The organism is Rhizobacter sp. (assembly GCF_031412075.1).
Taxonomy (GTDB): domain Bacteria; phylum Pseudomonadota; class Gammaproteobacteria; order Burkholderiales; family Burkholderiaceae_C; genus Rhizobacter.
In genome coordinates, this window is record NZ_JANOCG010000224.1 from 1 (window position 1) to 13,824 (window position 13,824).

15 protein-coding genes are annotated in these 13,824 nt (G+C 65.3%); 2 read left to right on the plus strand and 13 right to left on the minus strand.

Annotated elements, in window-relative coordinates:
- The 5 genes from RMO40_RS07770 to RMO40_RS07790 all read right to left on the minus strand — a co-directional run.
- The coding region (locus RMO40_RS07770; protein ID WP_309718658.1) for a phytanoyl-CoA dioxygenase family protein at positions 1 to 566 on the minus strand (566 nt) is incomplete at its 3' end.
- Positions 567 to 577: 11 nt separating this feature from the next.
- Positions 578 to 1,846 (minus strand): extracellular solute-binding protein, encoded by a 1,269-nt coding sequence (locus RMO40_RS07775; RefSeq protein ID WP_309718660.1) that lies wholly within the window; start codon positions 1,844 to 1,846, stop codon positions 578 to 580.
- Between the two features lie 14 nt (positions 1,847 to 1,860).
- The gene (locus tag RMO40_RS07780; RefSeq protein ID WP_309718663.1) at positions 1,861 to 2,889 is read right to left on the minus strand and encodes a Gfo/Idh/MocA family oxidoreductase; all 1,029 of its coding nucleotides are present in this window, start codon (positions 2,887 to 2,889) and stop codon (positions 1,861 to 1,863) included.
- 167 nt (positions 2,890 to 3,056) lie between these two features.
- The gene (locus RMO40_RS07785; protein WP_309718666.1) at positions 3,057 to 3,797 is read right to left on the minus strand and encodes a DUF72 domain-containing protein; all 741 of its coding nucleotides are present in this window, start codon (positions 3,795 to 3,797) and stop codon (positions 3,057 to 3,059) included.
- Between the two features lie 22 nt (positions 3,798 to 3,819).
- On the minus strand, positions 3,820 to 4,023 hold the full coding sequence (locus RMO40_RS07790; protein WP_309718669.1) for a hypothetical protein: 204 nt from the start codon (positions 4,021 to 4,023) through the stop codon (positions 3,820 to 3,822).
- A gap of 195 nt (positions 4,024 to 4,218) precedes the next feature.
- On the opposite strand from RMO40_RS07790, the gene RMO40_RS07795 reads away from it, so the two are divergent.
- Together RMO40_RS07795 and RMO40_RS07800 are read left to right on the plus strand one after the other, a co-directional pair.
- Positions 4,219 to 4,422, plus strand: coding sequence for a hypothetical protein (locus tag RMO40_RS07795; RefSeq protein WP_309718672.1), 204 nt, complete (start codon positions 4,219 to 4,221; stop codon positions 4,420 to 4,422).
- Positions 4,422 to 5,711, plus strand: coding sequence for a phospholipase D-like domain-containing protein (locus RMO40_RS07800; RefSeq protein ID WP_309718674.1), 1,290 nt, complete (start codon positions 4,422 to 4,424; stop codon positions 5,709 to 5,711). Before RMO40_RS07795 ends, RMO40_RS07800 begins: the two co-directional genes overlap by 1 nt.
- Positions 5,712 to 5,714: 3 nt before the next feature.
- Here RMO40_RS07800 and RMO40_RS07805 read toward each other — a convergent pair whose 3' ends face one another.
- From RMO40_RS07805 to RMO40_RS07840, 8 genes are all read right to left on the minus strand, one after another.
- A complete protein-coding gene (locus tag RMO40_RS07805) occupies positions 5,715 to 8,342 on the minus strand; it encodes an excinuclease ABC subunit UvrA (RefSeq protein ID WP_309718675.1) in 2,628 nt (875 codons plus the stop codon).
- Between the two features lie 15 nt (positions 8,343 to 8,357).
- Positions 8,358 to 9,557 carry an extracellular catalytic domain type 1 short-chain-length polyhydroxyalkanoate depolymerase gene (locus RMO40_RS07810; RefSeq protein ID WP_309718677.1) on the minus strand — a complete coding sequence of 400 codons (1,200 nt, stop codon included), beginning with the start codon at positions 9,555 to 9,557 and terminating at the stop codon, positions 8,358 to 8,360.
- Positions 9,558 to 9,586: 29 nt separating this feature from the next.
- The gene (locus RMO40_RS07815; protein WP_309718679.1) at positions 9,587 to 10,006 is read right to left on the minus strand and encodes a CopG family transcriptional regulator; all 420 of its coding nucleotides are present in this window, start codon (positions 10,004 to 10,006) and stop codon (positions 9,587 to 9,589) included.
- 119 nt (positions 10,007 to 10,125) lie between these two features.
- Positions 10,126 to 10,743: a DUF1989 domain-containing protein gene (locus tag RMO40_RS07820; RefSeq protein WP_309718681.1), complete on the minus strand. Its 618-nt coding sequence runs from the start codon at positions 10,741 to 10,743 to the stop codon at positions 10,126 to 10,128.
- Entirely contained in the window at positions 10,736 to 11,476 is a 741-nt protein-coding gene (gntA, locus tag RMO40_RS07825; RefSeq protein ID WP_309718684.1) for a guanitoxin biosynthesis heme-dependent pre-guanitoxin N-hydroxylase GntA, read from the minus strand. The genes RMO40_RS07820 and gntA overlap by 8 nt, the downstream gene beginning before the upstream one ends.
- 103 nt (positions 11,477 to 11,579) lie before the next feature.
- Positions 11,580 to 11,849: a GlsB/YeaQ/YmgE family stress response membrane protein gene (locus RMO40_RS07830; protein ID WP_309718687.1), complete on the minus strand. Its 270-nt coding sequence runs from the start codon at positions 11,847 to 11,849 to the stop codon at positions 11,580 to 11,582.
- Between the two features lie 153 nt (positions 11,850 to 12,002).
- Positions 12,003 to 13,178 (minus strand): alcohol dehydrogenase catalytic domain-containing protein, encoded by a 1,176-nt coding sequence (locus tag RMO40_RS07835; RefSeq protein ID WP_309718690.1) that lies wholly within the window; start codon positions 13,176 to 13,178, stop codon positions 12,003 to 12,005.
- 25 nt (positions 13,179 to 13,203) lie between these two features.
- Positions 13,204 to 13,824 (minus strand): DJ-1/PfpI family protein (locus RMO40_RS07840; protein WP_309718693.1); only part of this gene is annotated, 621 nt, incomplete at its 5' end.

A 13,824-nucleotide genomic window follows, 5' to 3' on the forward strand; every position in this document is an offset into this window, starting at 1 on the left:
GGCAGCACCTTGTGGTAGGTGTGGCCGTGCAGCAGCACCAGCGTGCCGGCGCGCGGCTCAAGCACCACCTGGCCGTCGAAGTCGACATCGGGCTCGCCGGCGGGCAAGGGCCCTTTGCGGTGCGAACCGGGCAGCACCAGCGTTTGCCCGCCGGTCGCGTCGGACACATCGTGTGTATAGACCAACCGGTTGAGATTGAAGCGCGACGCGTCTTCGCAGCGGCAGTCCTGGTGCCAGGCCTGGCCTTTGGTGCCCTGCTTGGAGAACATCACCATGCAGTAGAGCTGCTGCCAACCGGGGCCGAGCAGGCAGTCGGTCAGCCGCGTCAGCACGGTGTGGTTGTCGAGTTCGCCAAACGCGGCCACGCCCTCCTTCTGCGGGAACCACGGGATCACCTCGGTCTGCGCCTTGGACAAGAACTCGTCGGTGTGCCAGAACGCGGGCGTGGCGCCAAAGTGCTCGAGGATCAAGCCGTTCATGCGCTCCATGAGCGCGGGCGAGAAGAAGTCAGGCACCACCAGGTAGCCGTCGCGCCAGAACTGGTCGGCCATCGCTTCGACATTCATCGCGGGCACCTTCAGCGGCGGCGCACGCGGCGCTTGAGCTTGTCGTCGGCATCCGCGAGCGCCTTGGTGATGTCGACACCGTCTTCCAGCACGTCGTCGAGCGCGGCGCCCACGATCTCGGCGGCCACCTGGTCATAGCGGTCGGCGGCCACCATCGGGATGCGCGCGGTGGCGTCTTTCCACAGCACACGCGCCTTCTGCCCGCCGAGAAAAGCGAGCGGCTCCTGCAAGAAGGCCTGGTCGTCCATGGCCGAGCGCAGCGCGGGGTAAGAGCCCACCTTGCGGAACACGCTTTGCTGCACTTCCTTGTCGGCGATCAGGAACTGGATGAAGTCCCACGCCTCCTTTTTATGCACGGCCTTCTTCGGGATCGAATAGAAGGCGCCGCCGTAGGCGGTGTAGGCGCCCTCGGGCATCTGTGCCGCGCGCCACTTGCCTTTGCCTTCGGGGTTGAGCCAGCTCTCCAGGTGAAACACCAACCACGCGCCTGACATCTGCGTGGCCACCTGTTCGCGCTTGAAGCCCTCGCGCCACTCGTTGCTCCAGGTGGCGATCTTGGCTTCGATGTCGGCCTTGCGGGCAGCAAGCGACAGCTCGAAGGCGCGCTTGAAGCGCGGTGTGTTGACCAGCGAGTTGCCGGCCTTGTCGAAGTACAAGCCCTCGCCGTCTTTCAGGTTGGAGCGGATGTAGGTCGAGTAAAGCTCGCTCGCATGCGCCACCAGGTAGGCGCCGGTCTTCTGGCGCACGATCTTGCCGGTGTCGATGTACGAATCCCACGACTTGGTGAGCTGCGCTTCGGTCACGCCCGCCTTGTCGAGAATGTCCTTGCGGTAGAAGAGCGTGCCCGGGCCCACGTCGGCCGGCAATGCGATCTGGTTGCCCGCCAGGTCTTGCCCCATCGCCACGCCGAACTTGTGCAGGTTGCCGGCCAGCGTGCGGCCGTTGTAGGGCGCTGCGTTCAAGTCTTCCAGGCCACGCGACTCGGCAAACTTGCCGATGTACTGCACCTCCAGGCCCATCACGTCGGGGATGCCCGAGTTGGTGGCCAAGGCCGTGGTCATGGCGTTGTGGTGGTCGTTGAACGAGAGGCTCACGAGCTTGATCTCGACCTCAGGGTGCAGCTTCTTGTAGCGCGGAATGGCGAGCTTTACCGCTTCGTCAAAGCTCGGGAAAGAGGCGACCGTCACGGTCGTGACCGCTTGGGCCGGGCCGGCGTGGGCCGCCGCGACCAGGGCTGCCAGGGCTGCGGTTTGCAGCAGCTTCATCCATCGGGGTTGCATCGTATGGGTCTCCGTCATTCGTGTGGGGTTGGGGGTTTCGTCTCGAAGGGGTAGCACAGGCCGATGCGCTGGCGGATGTCGTCGAGGCAGCCCATCACCTGCAGTGAGTCGTCCCACGGCATGGTGTCGCTCTGCTGCGCGCCGCGCGTGAGGCAGCGGTGCACTTCGCGCACCTGGTACTCAAAGCCGTTGATGTCGAACGGCGTGCAGGGCGACACCACGGGCTGGCCATCGACCATGAGCAGTGCGCGCCCGGCGTCCCAGAAGTTGTCGGTGATGACGATGCGCCCGCCCTCGCCGTGAATGACGAAGGCGTTGTAGAACCGTTGCCGCAGGCTGGAGCGAAAACGCAGCACCAGGCCTTGCTGTGTGCCCCGGCCCAGCGAGAGATGCACGAACAAGTCTTCGTCGACACCGGTGGGCCCGATCTGCGCGCGCGCCTCGTGCACCTGCAGCGGCCCACCAAACAGCCACTGCGCAATCGACACGCAGTACACGCCCGCATCGAGCAGCGAGCCGCCAGCCACCGAGGCGTCATACAGGCGCTGCTGGGTGAGCGGGTCCTGCTCGTAGCCGAACCACGCCTCCAGGCCGGTGATGGACCCGATGGCTTCTTCGGCCAGCCAGCGGCGCACCGGCTCATAGGTGGGCAGGAAGCGCGTCCACATCGCTTCCATGAGAAAGCTCCCTCTGCCGCGCGCGGCGGAGATCACCTGCGCGGCCTGGTCGCGGTTCACGGTAAAGGGCTTCTCGCACAGCACCGCCTTGCCCGCGCTGACGGCCGCGAGCGCCTGCCCGGTGTGCGCGTTGTGCGTGGATGCGATGTAGACGGCGTCGACGCCCGCGTCACCACACAAGGCGGCCGCATCGTCATAGCAGGCACTGGCGCCGTAGGCGCGTGCAAACGCATGCGCGCGTTCAAAGTCGCGGCTGGCAACACCCACCAGGCGCGCACCGGCCACGGCAGGCAGGCATTGCGCAAACCGATGCGCAATGCGCCCCGGCCCGATCACACCCCATCGCACTTCTTCGGTCTCGCCCATCGACGCCAACCCTGTTTTGCCATCGAATCAGCGTAGCCTTCATTAGTTGGTTCGACACCCGAACTTTCACCAGTACGACCTTGCCTGGATTGCGAACTTGTATTGCCGGGATGCTGGCGATGGGTCTCTCCCGGCGCCAAGCGCTCACTACCGCCCAACAGACGCCGTCACGTGCTCACTGCCGCCAGCAGATCCAAGGCATTGGAGGTGGCGCCGCCGCCCGCCGTGTTGTCAAAGATGCACCAGCAGTCTGTTTTTGGCGGCCACGCCTTCAGCTCAACGGCTCGCTCGCTGAGCCATGGCGGCTCGTAGCGCGACCAATACATGCGTGGCGAACCGTGCCACCGGTGGTACAGCACGGCGCCGCGCCCGTCACCACGAGGGCCGAGCCAGCCTGCGGGTTGTGCAGCCTGCGGCCAGCGCGCCGGGTCGGCCGCTGCACGCGACACCTTCAAGGCCGCCAGCACACGGTCGGCAGTGGGTGTGAACCAGCTGGCATGCCTGGGTTCACAGACCACCGCGCCCGAGTGGAGTTCGCACAGGAGGCTGAAGAAATTGCGCACGGGGCGGGCTTCGAAGGCAAACGACGGGGGCAGCTGCACCAGCAGCACAGCCAGTCGATCGCCGAGCCCGGCGGCTTCGGCCAGGAAACTCTGCAGTGGAGCACGCGCTCGGCGCAAGCGACCGTGGTGCGTGATGCTGCGCGGCAGCTTCACCGAAAACCGGAACCCGGGCGGCGTTTGAGCGGCCCACCGTTCGTAGACCTCACGGCGATGGCTGCGATAGAACGAGGAATTGATTTCAGCGCAATTCAGAACCTGCGCATACCGCTCCAGGTGTTGGCCCGAGCCAGGGAACAAGGCCTTCGCCGGCTTGGGAATGGACCACCCTGCCGTGCCAATGTGCATCGGTCAAACCGCTCGAAGTGACTCAGTGCGTGGGCGAACCCCGCAGCCGATGCAATACGACCTCGGCTTGCAGTGCCAGCTGCTCGAGCGCAATGGCCAGCTCTTCGATCGTGACGCCCAGCTGCTCGGCGTGCTCGCGCAGCAGGTGTTGTTGATCCGCGCTGCCGTCCAGCACGCCGAGCCCAGCATCTTCTGGGTCGGTGGGAGATTTGCCGCGATCAGACATGGTGCTTCCTTTCAATCACAGAACGCCAGAACCTAGGCTAGGCCATAGGCTGTGGCCGGTCTGTCGGAAACGCCTGACGCACGCCGTAGGCCCAGACGCCATGGGCCACCGGCGGTCGCGAAACACGCCGGCGTCCTACAGATTTACCAGGCCATCGTTGATAGGCTGCAGCGTCCCCCCTGTTGGAGCGCAGCCATGAGTTCGCATCTCGATCCCACGCACTACCACGAGCTTCGAGCCCGCCTGACGCAGCTCGAATCTGCCCCGGTGCGTGATCTGCCGGCCATCGACGCCGTCATCGAAGCTCTGGAAGCCGAGCAGCGGCGTTTGAAGTCGAACGACGGGCAACACGGCAACAACCCGATCGAAGGGCGCCACGGCGACCCGACTCCCTTGTGATGGCCGGCCACGGTCGCGCCAGCGTGCTGGGTGCATTCATCGCCGGCTGCCTGCTCGCAGGCGTGTTTGCCGTGATCGTTGCCAATTTCATGACCGGCGAGAAGAAGCTCGACCGGCGAGTGGCTCACACCTACGCATTGGAAGACCCGCGATTCGCCCAGGAGCTGGGCGTCTTGCTCGGGCCACCTTTCCTGCCGGGCAACCAGCCCGCCGTTTTACTGAACGGCGACGCGATCTTTCCCGCAATGCTGGGCGCCATCGAGAACGCGCGCCGCTCGATCACCTTCGAGACTTACATCTACTGGTCCGGTGACATCGGGCGCAAGTTTGCATCGGCCCTGAGTGCAGCAGCGCGCCGCGGGGTGCGCACGCATGTGCTGCTCGACTGGGTGGGCAGCGGCAAGATGGACGAGGCCATGCTCGACGACATGAAGGCTGCGGGTGTGCAGATCAAGAAGTTTCATCCACCTCATTGGTATGACCTCGGGCGCATGAACAACCGCACCCACCGCAAGCTGCTGGTGGTCGACGGCTTGGTCGGTTTCACCGGCGGTGTGGGCATCGCCGAGGAATGGACCGGCCACGCCCAGGACCCGGATCACTGGCGCGACACGCATGTCCAGATCCAGGGGCCGGTGGTCGCCCAGTTCCAGGCCGTGTTCCTGGACAACTGGACCAAGGTGACGGGCGAGTTGCTCCATGGCGAGGCCTACTTTCCCGAGCTGGCGCCGCGCGGGGCCTCGCGCGCGCAGATCTTCAGCAGCTCGCCCTCCGGGGGCAGCGACAGCATGCAGTTGATGTACTTGTTTTCGATCGCCGCCGCCGTGCGCACGATCGATCTCTCTGCCGCCTATTTCGTGCCCGACGACTTGACCCGCGAGGCCTTGCTGGCCGCGATGAAGCGCGGCGTCAAGCTGCGCATCATCGTGCCGGGCGAACACATGGACAGCGAAACGGTGAAGAGCGCTTCGCGCGCACAGTGGGGCGAGCTGCTCGAAGCGGGCGCTCTGATCGCGGAGTACCAACCCACCATGTTCCATTGCAAGGTGTTGATCATCGACGGCTTGCTGGTGTCGATGGGGTCGACCAACTTCGACAACCGTTCGTTCCGGCTCAACGCCGAGGCCACCCTGAACATCCTCGACGCAACCGTTGCCGCGGAACAGACCGCGGTGTTCGAGCAAGACCTCGCACGCTCGCGCCAGGTCAGCCTCGAGATGTGGGCCAACAGGCCGGTGCGAGAAAAGATCACCGACTGGTTTGCCAGCCTGCTCAGCTCGCAACTCTGAGGGTCAGCGCTGACCCCCTGCCCGCCTCAGGTAGGCGGCCGTCCGGCTCTTGGTATGGCTTGCCACCTCGCTCGGCGTTCCGCTCGCGACCACCTGGCCGCCCGCGTCTCCGCCGCCCGGGCCCATGTCGATGAGCCAGTCGCAGGCGGCGATCACCTTGAGGTCGTGCTCCACCACGATAACGGTGTTGCCGGCATTCACCAGGTGTTCGAGCTGCGCCATCAACCGGTCGACATCCAGAGCGTGCAGCCCTGAGGTGGGTTCGTCCAGCACATAAAGCGCGTCACCCCGCTGCGCCCGCTGCAGCTCGGTGGCCAGCTTGATGCGCTGTGCCTCGCCGCCCGAGAGCTCGGTGGCGGGCTGCCCCAGGCGCAGGTAGCCGAGGCCGATGTCTCGCAGCAGGCCGAGCGGCCTGGCCACCACCGGCTCGTCCGCGAAGAAGTTGTTGGCCTCGTCGACCGTCATGCCCAGCACGTCGGCGATGCTCTTGCCACGCCAGAGGATCTTCAGTGTGGCTGCGTTGAACCTCGCGCCATGGCAGCTCGGGCAAGGCGCGTACACGCTGGGCATGAACAAGAGCTCGACCGAGACGAAGCCCTCGCCCTCGCAGGTGTCGCAGCGGCCCTTGGCCACATTGAACGAAAAGCGCCCGGCGTCGTACTTGCGCGCACGCGCCGCCGATGTTTGCGCAAACAGCTTGCGCACGTGATCGAACAGGCCGGTGTAGGTGGCCAGGTTCGAACGAGGCGTGCGGCCGATGGGTTTCTGATCGACCTGCACCAGCCGCCTGATGCCCTGCATGCCCGAATGAATGTGGCCACCCGTTCGCGGGCTCACGTCCAACTGCCCTGCTTCCGCGTCCGTGTCATCCACGGCAGGCTCGCTGCCCAGGTGCTCCAGCACCAGGCCGACCAGCGCCTGGGTGACGAGGCTGGACTTGCCCGAGCCGGACACCCCCGACACCCCCGTCAGCGCCTGCAGCGGAAACTTCGCGTCCACGCCCTTCAGGTTGTTGAGCGTGATGTCTCGCAGCTCCAACCACGCTTGCGGCTTGCGCGGAACCGGGGGCGAAACAGGATTCTCGGCAAACAGATAGCGCGCGGTGTGCGAGTTCGCAATCTGCTGCAGACCGCCCGGCGGGCCGCTGTACAGCACCTGCCCACCCCGCTCGCCTGCATCGGGGCCCACGTCGACCAGCCAGTCGGCACGCCGCATCACGTCGAGATCGTGCTCCACCACGAAGATGGAATTGCCGGACTGTTTGAGCTCTTCGAGCGCCTGCATCAAGGCTTCGCTGTCGGCTGGGTGCAAGCCGGCCGACGGCTCATCGAGCACATAAACGACGCCAAACAGGTTCGAGCGAATCTGCGTGGCCAGCCGCAAGCGCTGCAGTTCGCCAGGGGAAAGTGTCGGCGTGCTGCGGTCGAGCGAGAGATAGCCGAGGCCGAGCCGCTGCAGCGACGCCAGCCGCGCCAGCACGTCGGTCGCGATGCGCTGTGCGGCGATGCGTTTTTCTTCCGAGAGGTTAGCCGTTCGCCTCGCATCGTTCGCCGCGCTGTGCGCCGAGCCACCGGCCGCCACGCGCCGAGCCGTGTCTTCGTGCGCTCGGGTTCGGCTCAGGGTCGACGGGCCCTCCAACGCCGCGCCAGGGCCGAACTCGCCGCGCGACGCGGGCCCGAGTGCCCGCGCCATCTGGTCGAGCGACATCTGAGACAGCTCGCCAATGTCGAGGCCTGCAAACTTCACCGACAGCGCTTCGCGCTTGAGCCGCTTTCCGTCGCACAGCGGGCAGGCGCTGCCCCGCATGAAGCGAGACGCCCTCTTCTTCATCAACGCGCTCTGCGAGGTCGCAAAGGTGTGCAGCACATGCTTGCGCGCGCCGATGAAGGTGCCTTGATAACTGGGCTCGGCCTTGCGCCGCAGCGCGGCTCGCGTTTCTGCGGGCGTGAAGCCGGCGTACACGGGCACGGTGGGCTGCTCATCGGTGAACAGGATCCAGTCGCGGTCTTTCTTGGGCAGTTGTTTCCAGGGCCGGTCAACGTCATACCCGAGCGTCACCAGGATGTCGCGCAGGTTCTGGCCCTGCCACGCGGTGGGCCAGGCCGCGACGGCACGCTCGCGGATGGTCAACGAATCGTCGGGCACCATCGTTCGCTCGCTGACCTCGAACACACGCCCCAAGCCATGGCACTCGGGGCAGGCGCCCTGGGTGGTGTTCGGTGAGAAGTCTTCGGCGTAGAGCATCGGCTGGCGCGCGGGGTAACTTCCGGCGCGCGAATACAGCATGCGAATCACGCTGGAGAGCGTCGTGACGCTCCCCACCGACGAACGTGCGTTCGGCGTGCCGCGCTGCTGCTGCAGCGAAACCGCCGGGGGCAGCCCGTCGATCGAATCGACATCGGGCACGCCCACCTGGTCGATCAGGCGGCGAGCGTAGGGCGAGACCGATTCGAAATAGCGCCGCTGCGCTTCGGCATAGATGGTGCCGAACGCCAGCGATGATTTGCCGGAGCCCGAAACGCCGGTGAAGACCACCAGCGCATCACGCGGAACGTCGACATCCACATTCTTCAGGTTGTGCTCGCGCGCACCCCTGACGCTGACCATGCCGCGGCGTGAGTGCGTGGCCATGCTCGGCGGCAGCGTTCAGGCCGAACCCGCGCGTGGCAGCGCCAGAAAGAAGCGAACCATTTCGGCCGACGCGTCCGGCCCGGTGTGGTCGGTGTACGAGCCCCGCGCATCTCCGCCCGACCACGCATGGCCTGCGCCCTGCAAGACCCAGGACTCGATCTGCGGCTGCCCATCCCCGTTGCTGTAAACGGTGCGGCTGAAGCGCCGACCCCCGGGCGCCTTGCCCGCCTGCGTGCTGGCGGTCAACGGCAGTTCGCCCGCCTGGGCCAGGTACGCGTCGTGTGCCTGCTTGACGATCTCTGAGCCGTTGGTCTGTTGCACGGTGTGGTCGCGGTCGCCGTGAAAGACGATGGTGGGCACGGGCTGCACCGCCTTTTTGGACGAAGCTGCCGCAGCGCTCGGCAGGCCCTGTGAGCGCACGAGCCCGCTGCGGCCACCTTTCATGGCGGCCATCGCCGAGGGGATGTCGTGTGCGCTGCCATAGGGCAAGCCGGAATGCACCCCGACCCCAACAAACAGCTCCGGGTAGGTCTCGCCCAACACGACGGCCATGGCCGCACCCGCCGACAAGCCGGCGACGAAGACCCGGCGCAGGTCGGCGTCATGGCGCGCAGCGACCTCGCGCACCATGCCCGCGATCAATGAGGGCTCACCAGCGCCCCGCAGCTGATCCTGCTGCTTGAACCAGTTCCAGCATTTCGACATGTTCGCGTTGGCGGCTTGCTCGGGGTACACCACGAGAAAGCCGTGCTCGTCGGCCAGGCGGTTCATCTGCGTTCCCGCAGCAAAATCGTCTGCCGACTGCGTGCAGCCGTGCAGCATCACCACCACCGGCCGCGCCGCTTCGCGCGCGCCGGCCGGGATGTAGAGCTTGTAGGCGCGCGTACCGGCCTGGTTGCTGAACTCATGGGTTTCGAAGCGGCCCGGGGCCTGCGCATCACCCGTCGACGGGCGCTGGTTTGGAACGACCGCTTCATCGGTGTCTTCCATGTCGATGACACGGGCCTCGACATCGATCACCGGCCCGGTCGGCGTTGGGGGCACCCCGGCGTTGGCCAAGCCGGCGGATGCGAGGGCACGCTGAATGGTGTCGGTGACGTTGCGCATCGGCCCCGACGTGGTGTCGAGCCCGGCGGACGCGAGCGCGCGCTGAATCGTTTGGTTGATCGCGTCGGCATTGAAAGCCGGCGCGCGTGCGTTGAAAGGGTGTTGCATGAGTGTCTTTCGTTTGTTCAAGGGGGAGATCAATGGATGCGGCCTGACAAGGCGCGTCGCACTGCAGGGCTGGCCTGGAATGCGCCCAGCACCGTCACCGATTCAATGGCTGCGCGCGCCAGCTCGGGCGTCACGTCATCGGCGATGCGTGCGAGGCCGACCACCTGCACCTGCAGGCGCTCGCCGGCGGCCACGACCCGCTCGAGGTCGGCGCGGCTGTAGTGCTGCAGGCCGACCATCAGCGTGCGGCGCGCCAGTGTTTGTTTGAGGGTGTCGGCATGCAGCGCCAACTGGTTGCGAAGCGCCGTTCGGATCAGATCCGAACGATTCGAATAGAAGCCTTCCTGCACCAGCAGGTCGACGTGGCCCAGGTCGACCACGCCCACGTTGACGGTCATCTTTTCCGTCTCGCCGGCACGCTGCCTGGGTTCGGTCAATTCGGTGGCCATAACATCCTTTTGGAATCCAATTAGATTCCAATTGGAGCATAAATGAGTGAATGCAAGAGGCCTGAATGAAAAGACCATGGTGGCAGCACGCACGGATTTCAGGCCTTGGGAGGCCTCGTCTATTGCTCCGCGCAGGCGCGCGCGACGATCTCGTAGTCGATTGGCTTGAAGCGGCCGTTGTTCGATTGCTCCGCCGAGCAGGCGGTGAGAGCGCACACCATGTCCATGTCGGCCCGAAGCTCGATGTAGTCACCGGCCCGCGAGGTCGGCGGAGCCACCTCCACCGCGCCCTGCGTGCCCACCTTCACGTTCATGAAGACATTGAAGGTGGTGCTGATCTGCTCCGGCCGGATGCCGAACGGGGCAAAGGACTGGCAGAGGTTCTCGAAACAACTCGGGTGGTGCCCCTGGTGGCCGTACAAGATCTCGAACATGCGCTGGCTGCAGGGCGTGAGCAAGAAGTCATGGCGGCCCACCGTGTCCGCGACGATCGTGAACATCCGGCGGCTGTCGTTCGCATACAAGACGTCGCCGGTCGTCAGATAGATCTTCGACGCGTAGTCGATGCTGCGGCCCGATGACAGGCTGCAAGCCGGGTCGCCGTCCTTGAACGCAAACAAGTCGGCGACCTGTTCGCCAAACGGGTCGGTGATGCGCAAGATTTCGCTGCGGCGCAGCTTGAACGCGCTGCCCGATTGCGGCGCAATCCGCACGGGTGCCCGGTTGCTTCTATGCATGGTCGGCCTTTCCGGCGTGGAACGGGCATTGCCACTTCTCGCCCACCGCACGCCCGGCGTACTGGCGCGCTTCGGAAGCCTCGCCGAAGCGCGACAGCACGGGGTTGACGGCGCCTTGCAGCGCCACGTCGCGGGTTCGAATCGCAGCCTGCATCGTCTGGTACTTGCCCGACGCCTTGAGGCTCTCGAACTGGTCGTGAAAGTTGAAGACCAGGCAGGGAAAGGGAGCCTGGCGCGAGAGCCTTGACGCCGAGGGGTGCAGACCGACCACGAAGAAGGCCCTGCCACCGATGCTCATGGAAAAGTCGCTCTGCGATGGATCGCTGCCGACCGAGGCGTCCCACTCGAACTGGGTTTGATCGTGGTCGTGCATCAGCTGAAGGTGGTTCCACAGCGCGGCCTCGAATGCCACTTCATCCGGCACCTGCCGGCGGAACATGGCCACCAGGCTCACCGGTACATCGCCGGGGTCTGGGTACTCTGCAGAGAACGTCACCAGTTGGGCGCACAGCTCGGCGGCATTTGTGATGTCGCCGAGCGCCTCGTATTCAACAAAGTGCATGCGGTGGCGGTGCAAGGCAGATTTGGCGCCGACGCACGGAAACGATCGGGCAGAGATGAATTCGGACAGCTGCTGTTGCAGCGACGCAGTGAGGGGGTGGGAAGAGTCGAATGTGGCCAGCATTGAATGCAAGTGGCAGTGAGAAGGCCAGCACCATATCCCGCACGCCATCGGCGCATTGCAGGCTCAGGAGACAGGTTCAAGTGGGATGCCAAAGCAAGCCGATGTAGGTGGACACGCCGAGCTTTTCGGCGTGTCACCGATGGCATCGACCTCAGCGTGCGCTGCCTCGCCGCACCAGGTTCACGATGGCCAGGAGAATCAATGCGCCGAGCAACGACACGCCCAAGCCGGCCGCACTGAAGTCGCCTGTATTGACCGTGCCGGTGCCGAACATCGGCGCCAGGAACCAGCCGCCGAGCAGCGCACCGACGATGCCCACGACGACGTTCAGGATCACGCCCTGCTGGGCATTGGTCTTCATGATGATGCTGGCAACCCAGCCTACGAGGCCGCCGACGATCAGCCAAATGATGAGGTTCATGGGATATCTCCGTGAAGTTGAAGGGGTGAGCGAAAGTTACCTGCCACGGCTTTACTTCACGAGCGGAGAAAGGCGTTTACGCACGTAGGCTAACCCCTACGACGCATGGTGCTCACTGCCCGCCGACCTTTGGCCTTTCACCTTGTGGTGCGCTCAAGTGGCGCTGCTCGTCAGAACCACCTTGCGGCAGTCTTCCTGCTTCTTGTCGAAAACCTCGTAGCCACGAACCGCCTCGCTCAAGGGCAGCGTGTGCGTGATGATGGCCTCGGGGCGCAGCTCGCCCTTGCTGATGCGCGCCAGCAGCTCGGGCATGAACTTTTGCGCATGGGTCTGGCCACTCTTGAACGTCAGCCCCTTCTCGAACGCATCTCCGAACAGGAAGGCATGGATGAAACCAGCGTAGACCCCCGGCACGCTGACGATGCCGCCACGCCGTGTGGCCGCGATGGCCTGGCGCAACGCCGCCCCGCTCGACCCTTCCAGCCGCAGCGTGGTCAGCACGGTCTCGGCCGTGCTGCCCTTGGCCTCGAATCCCACAGCGTCGATGGAGCAGTCGACGCCGCGGTTCTGCGTTTGTTCCAGGATCAAGGCGGCCGGGTCATCGGCCTCGTCGAAGTTGATGGGTTCCGCGCCATAGGTCTCGGCCGCGAAGCGCAGGCGATAGGCATGGTGATCGACCATGAAGATGCGGGCCGCCCCCAGCATGCGCGCACACGCCGCCGCCATCAGACCCACCGGGCCGGCGCCGAAGATGGCCACCACCGACCCCGGCCCGATCTCTGCGTTGAGGGCAGCTTGATACCCCGTGGGCAGGATGTCGGATAGAAAGAGAACCTGCTCGTCTTTCAGCGTCGAATCGGGGATCACCAGCGGCCCCACGTTGGCCTTGGGCACACGCACGTACTGCGCCTGGCCACCCGAGTAGCCACCATACAGATGGCTGTACCCGAACAGGCCCGCACCGGGGCGCAGGCTCTTCTTGTTGAGAATGGCGCCGCGACCCGGGTTGGTGGTTTCGCAAGCGGCGAACAGGGTTCGGTTGCAAAAGAAGCAGTCTCCGCAAGAGATGGTGAAGGGCACCACGACACGGTCACCCCGCTTCACTCGCGTGACGCCGCGCCCTGTGTCTTCGACGATGCCCATGAACTCGTGGCCCAGGATGTCACCGTCCTTCATGTCGGGAATCTTGCCGCGGAAGATGTGCAGATCTGACCCGCAGATGGCGGTGGCGGTGACCCGCAGGATCAGGTCGTCATCGTTGATCAGACTCGGGTCGGGCACGTTGTCGACGCGCACGTCTCGCGCCCCGTGGTAGGTCAATGCTTTCATGGATCACCTCTTGTTGGCGTGGAGTTCAGACCGGCGGCGGGTCGAGTTCTCGCCACGGATGGCGATGCAAGGAGACCGCTTCGAGGAAGCTCGACAGCGTGCCGTTGATGTCGGCACCAGGCGCTCCCATCACGATCCCGGGGTCCTGTTCGCCGCTCGGAAGCTGGGGTGAAATGGCACACAGGTCGAGCAACGACTTTGATGCGCCCAGCACCAGCATGGGCTTGCAGTGGCGGTACTGGTTGATGACGAACTCCCGCGCCTGGCCCAGGCGCGCCAGGGTGCTCACGCAGGCCTCGCCATCGGGCAGCACGACGGCATCGAACAGCACCGCGGGCGAGTTCTCAAACGACCCTGCAGGGTCGAAGCTCGCGCCATCTTCAGCGGTCACTGCCCCCAGCCGCGGCGCGATGAGTACCGGCACGGCGCCAGCGTTCATCAGCGCTTCCTGCAGCGCCACGAGGGGCTCGCCGATCACGCCGTTGGCCAGCAGGATGGCGACCTTGCGCGTGCGCACGCCACCCTCACCGGGGAGCGCCATCAAAGACAAGGCGGGCGACGCCGTCACCTCGGGCTTTGCCGGCTTTTCCAGCGCGCGTGGCATCGGCGGCGGCACCTGCATGCCCAGCCCGCCGGCCACTCCAGA

What these genes read in the sequence shown, in the direction of transcription:
- gntA (WP_309718684.1), bottom strand. Translation starts at nt 11,476, where the DNA reads ATGGCGTGCGGGATATGGTGCTGGCCTTCTCACTGCCACTTGCATTCA.
- RMO40_RS07795 (WP_309718672.1), top strand. Translation starts at nt 4,219, where the DNA reads ATGAGTTCGCATCTCGATCCCACGCACTACCACGAGCTTCGAGCCCGC.
- RMO40_RS07830 (WP_309718687.1), bottom strand. Translation starts at nt 11,849, where the DNA reads ATGAACCTCATCATTTGGCTGATCGTCGGCGGCCTCGTAGGCTGGGTT.
- RMO40_RS07785 (WP_309718666.1), bottom strand. Translation starts at nt 3,797, where the DNA reads ATGCACATTGGCACGGCAGGGTGGTCCATTCCCAAGCCGGCGAAGGCC.
- RMO40_RS07800 (WP_309718674.1), top strand. Translation starts at nt 4,422, where the DNA reads ATGGCCGGCCACGGTCGCGCCAGCGTGCTGGGTGCATTCATCGCCGGC.
- RMO40_RS07780 (WP_309718663.1), bottom strand. Translation starts at nt 2,889, where the DNA reads ATGGGCGAGACCGAAGAAGTGCGATGGGGTGTGATCGGGCCGGGGCGC.
- RMO40_RS07790 (WP_309718669.1), bottom strand. Translation starts at nt 4,023, where the DNA reads ATGTCTGATCGCGGCAAATCTCCCACCGACCCAGAAGATGCTGGGCTC.
- RMO40_RS07805 (WP_309718675.1), bottom strand. Translation starts at nt 8,342, where the DNA reads ATGGCCACGCACTCACGCCGCGGCATGGTCAGCGTCAGGGGTGCGCGC.
- RMO40_RS07835 (WP_309718690.1), bottom strand. Translation starts at nt 13,178, where the DNA reads ATGAAAGCATTGACCTACCACGGGGCGCGAGACGTGCGCGTCGACAAC.
- RMO40_RS07775 (WP_309718660.1), bottom strand. Translation starts at nt 1,846, where the DNA reads ATGCAACCCCGATGGATGAAGCTGCTGCAAACCGCAGCCCTGGCAGCC.
- RMO40_RS07815 (WP_309718679.1), bottom strand. Translation starts at nt 10,006, where the DNA reads ATGGCCACCGAATTGACCGAACCCAGGCAGCGTGCCGGCGAGACGGAA.
- RMO40_RS07820 (WP_309718681.1), bottom strand. Translation starts at nt 10,743, where the DNA reads ATGCATAGAAGCAACCGGGCACCCGTGCGGATTGCGCCGCAATCGGGC.
- RMO40_RS07810 (WP_309718677.1), bottom strand. Translation starts at nt 9,557, where the DNA reads ATGCAACACCCTTTCAACGCACGCGCGCCGGCTTTCAATGCCGACGCG.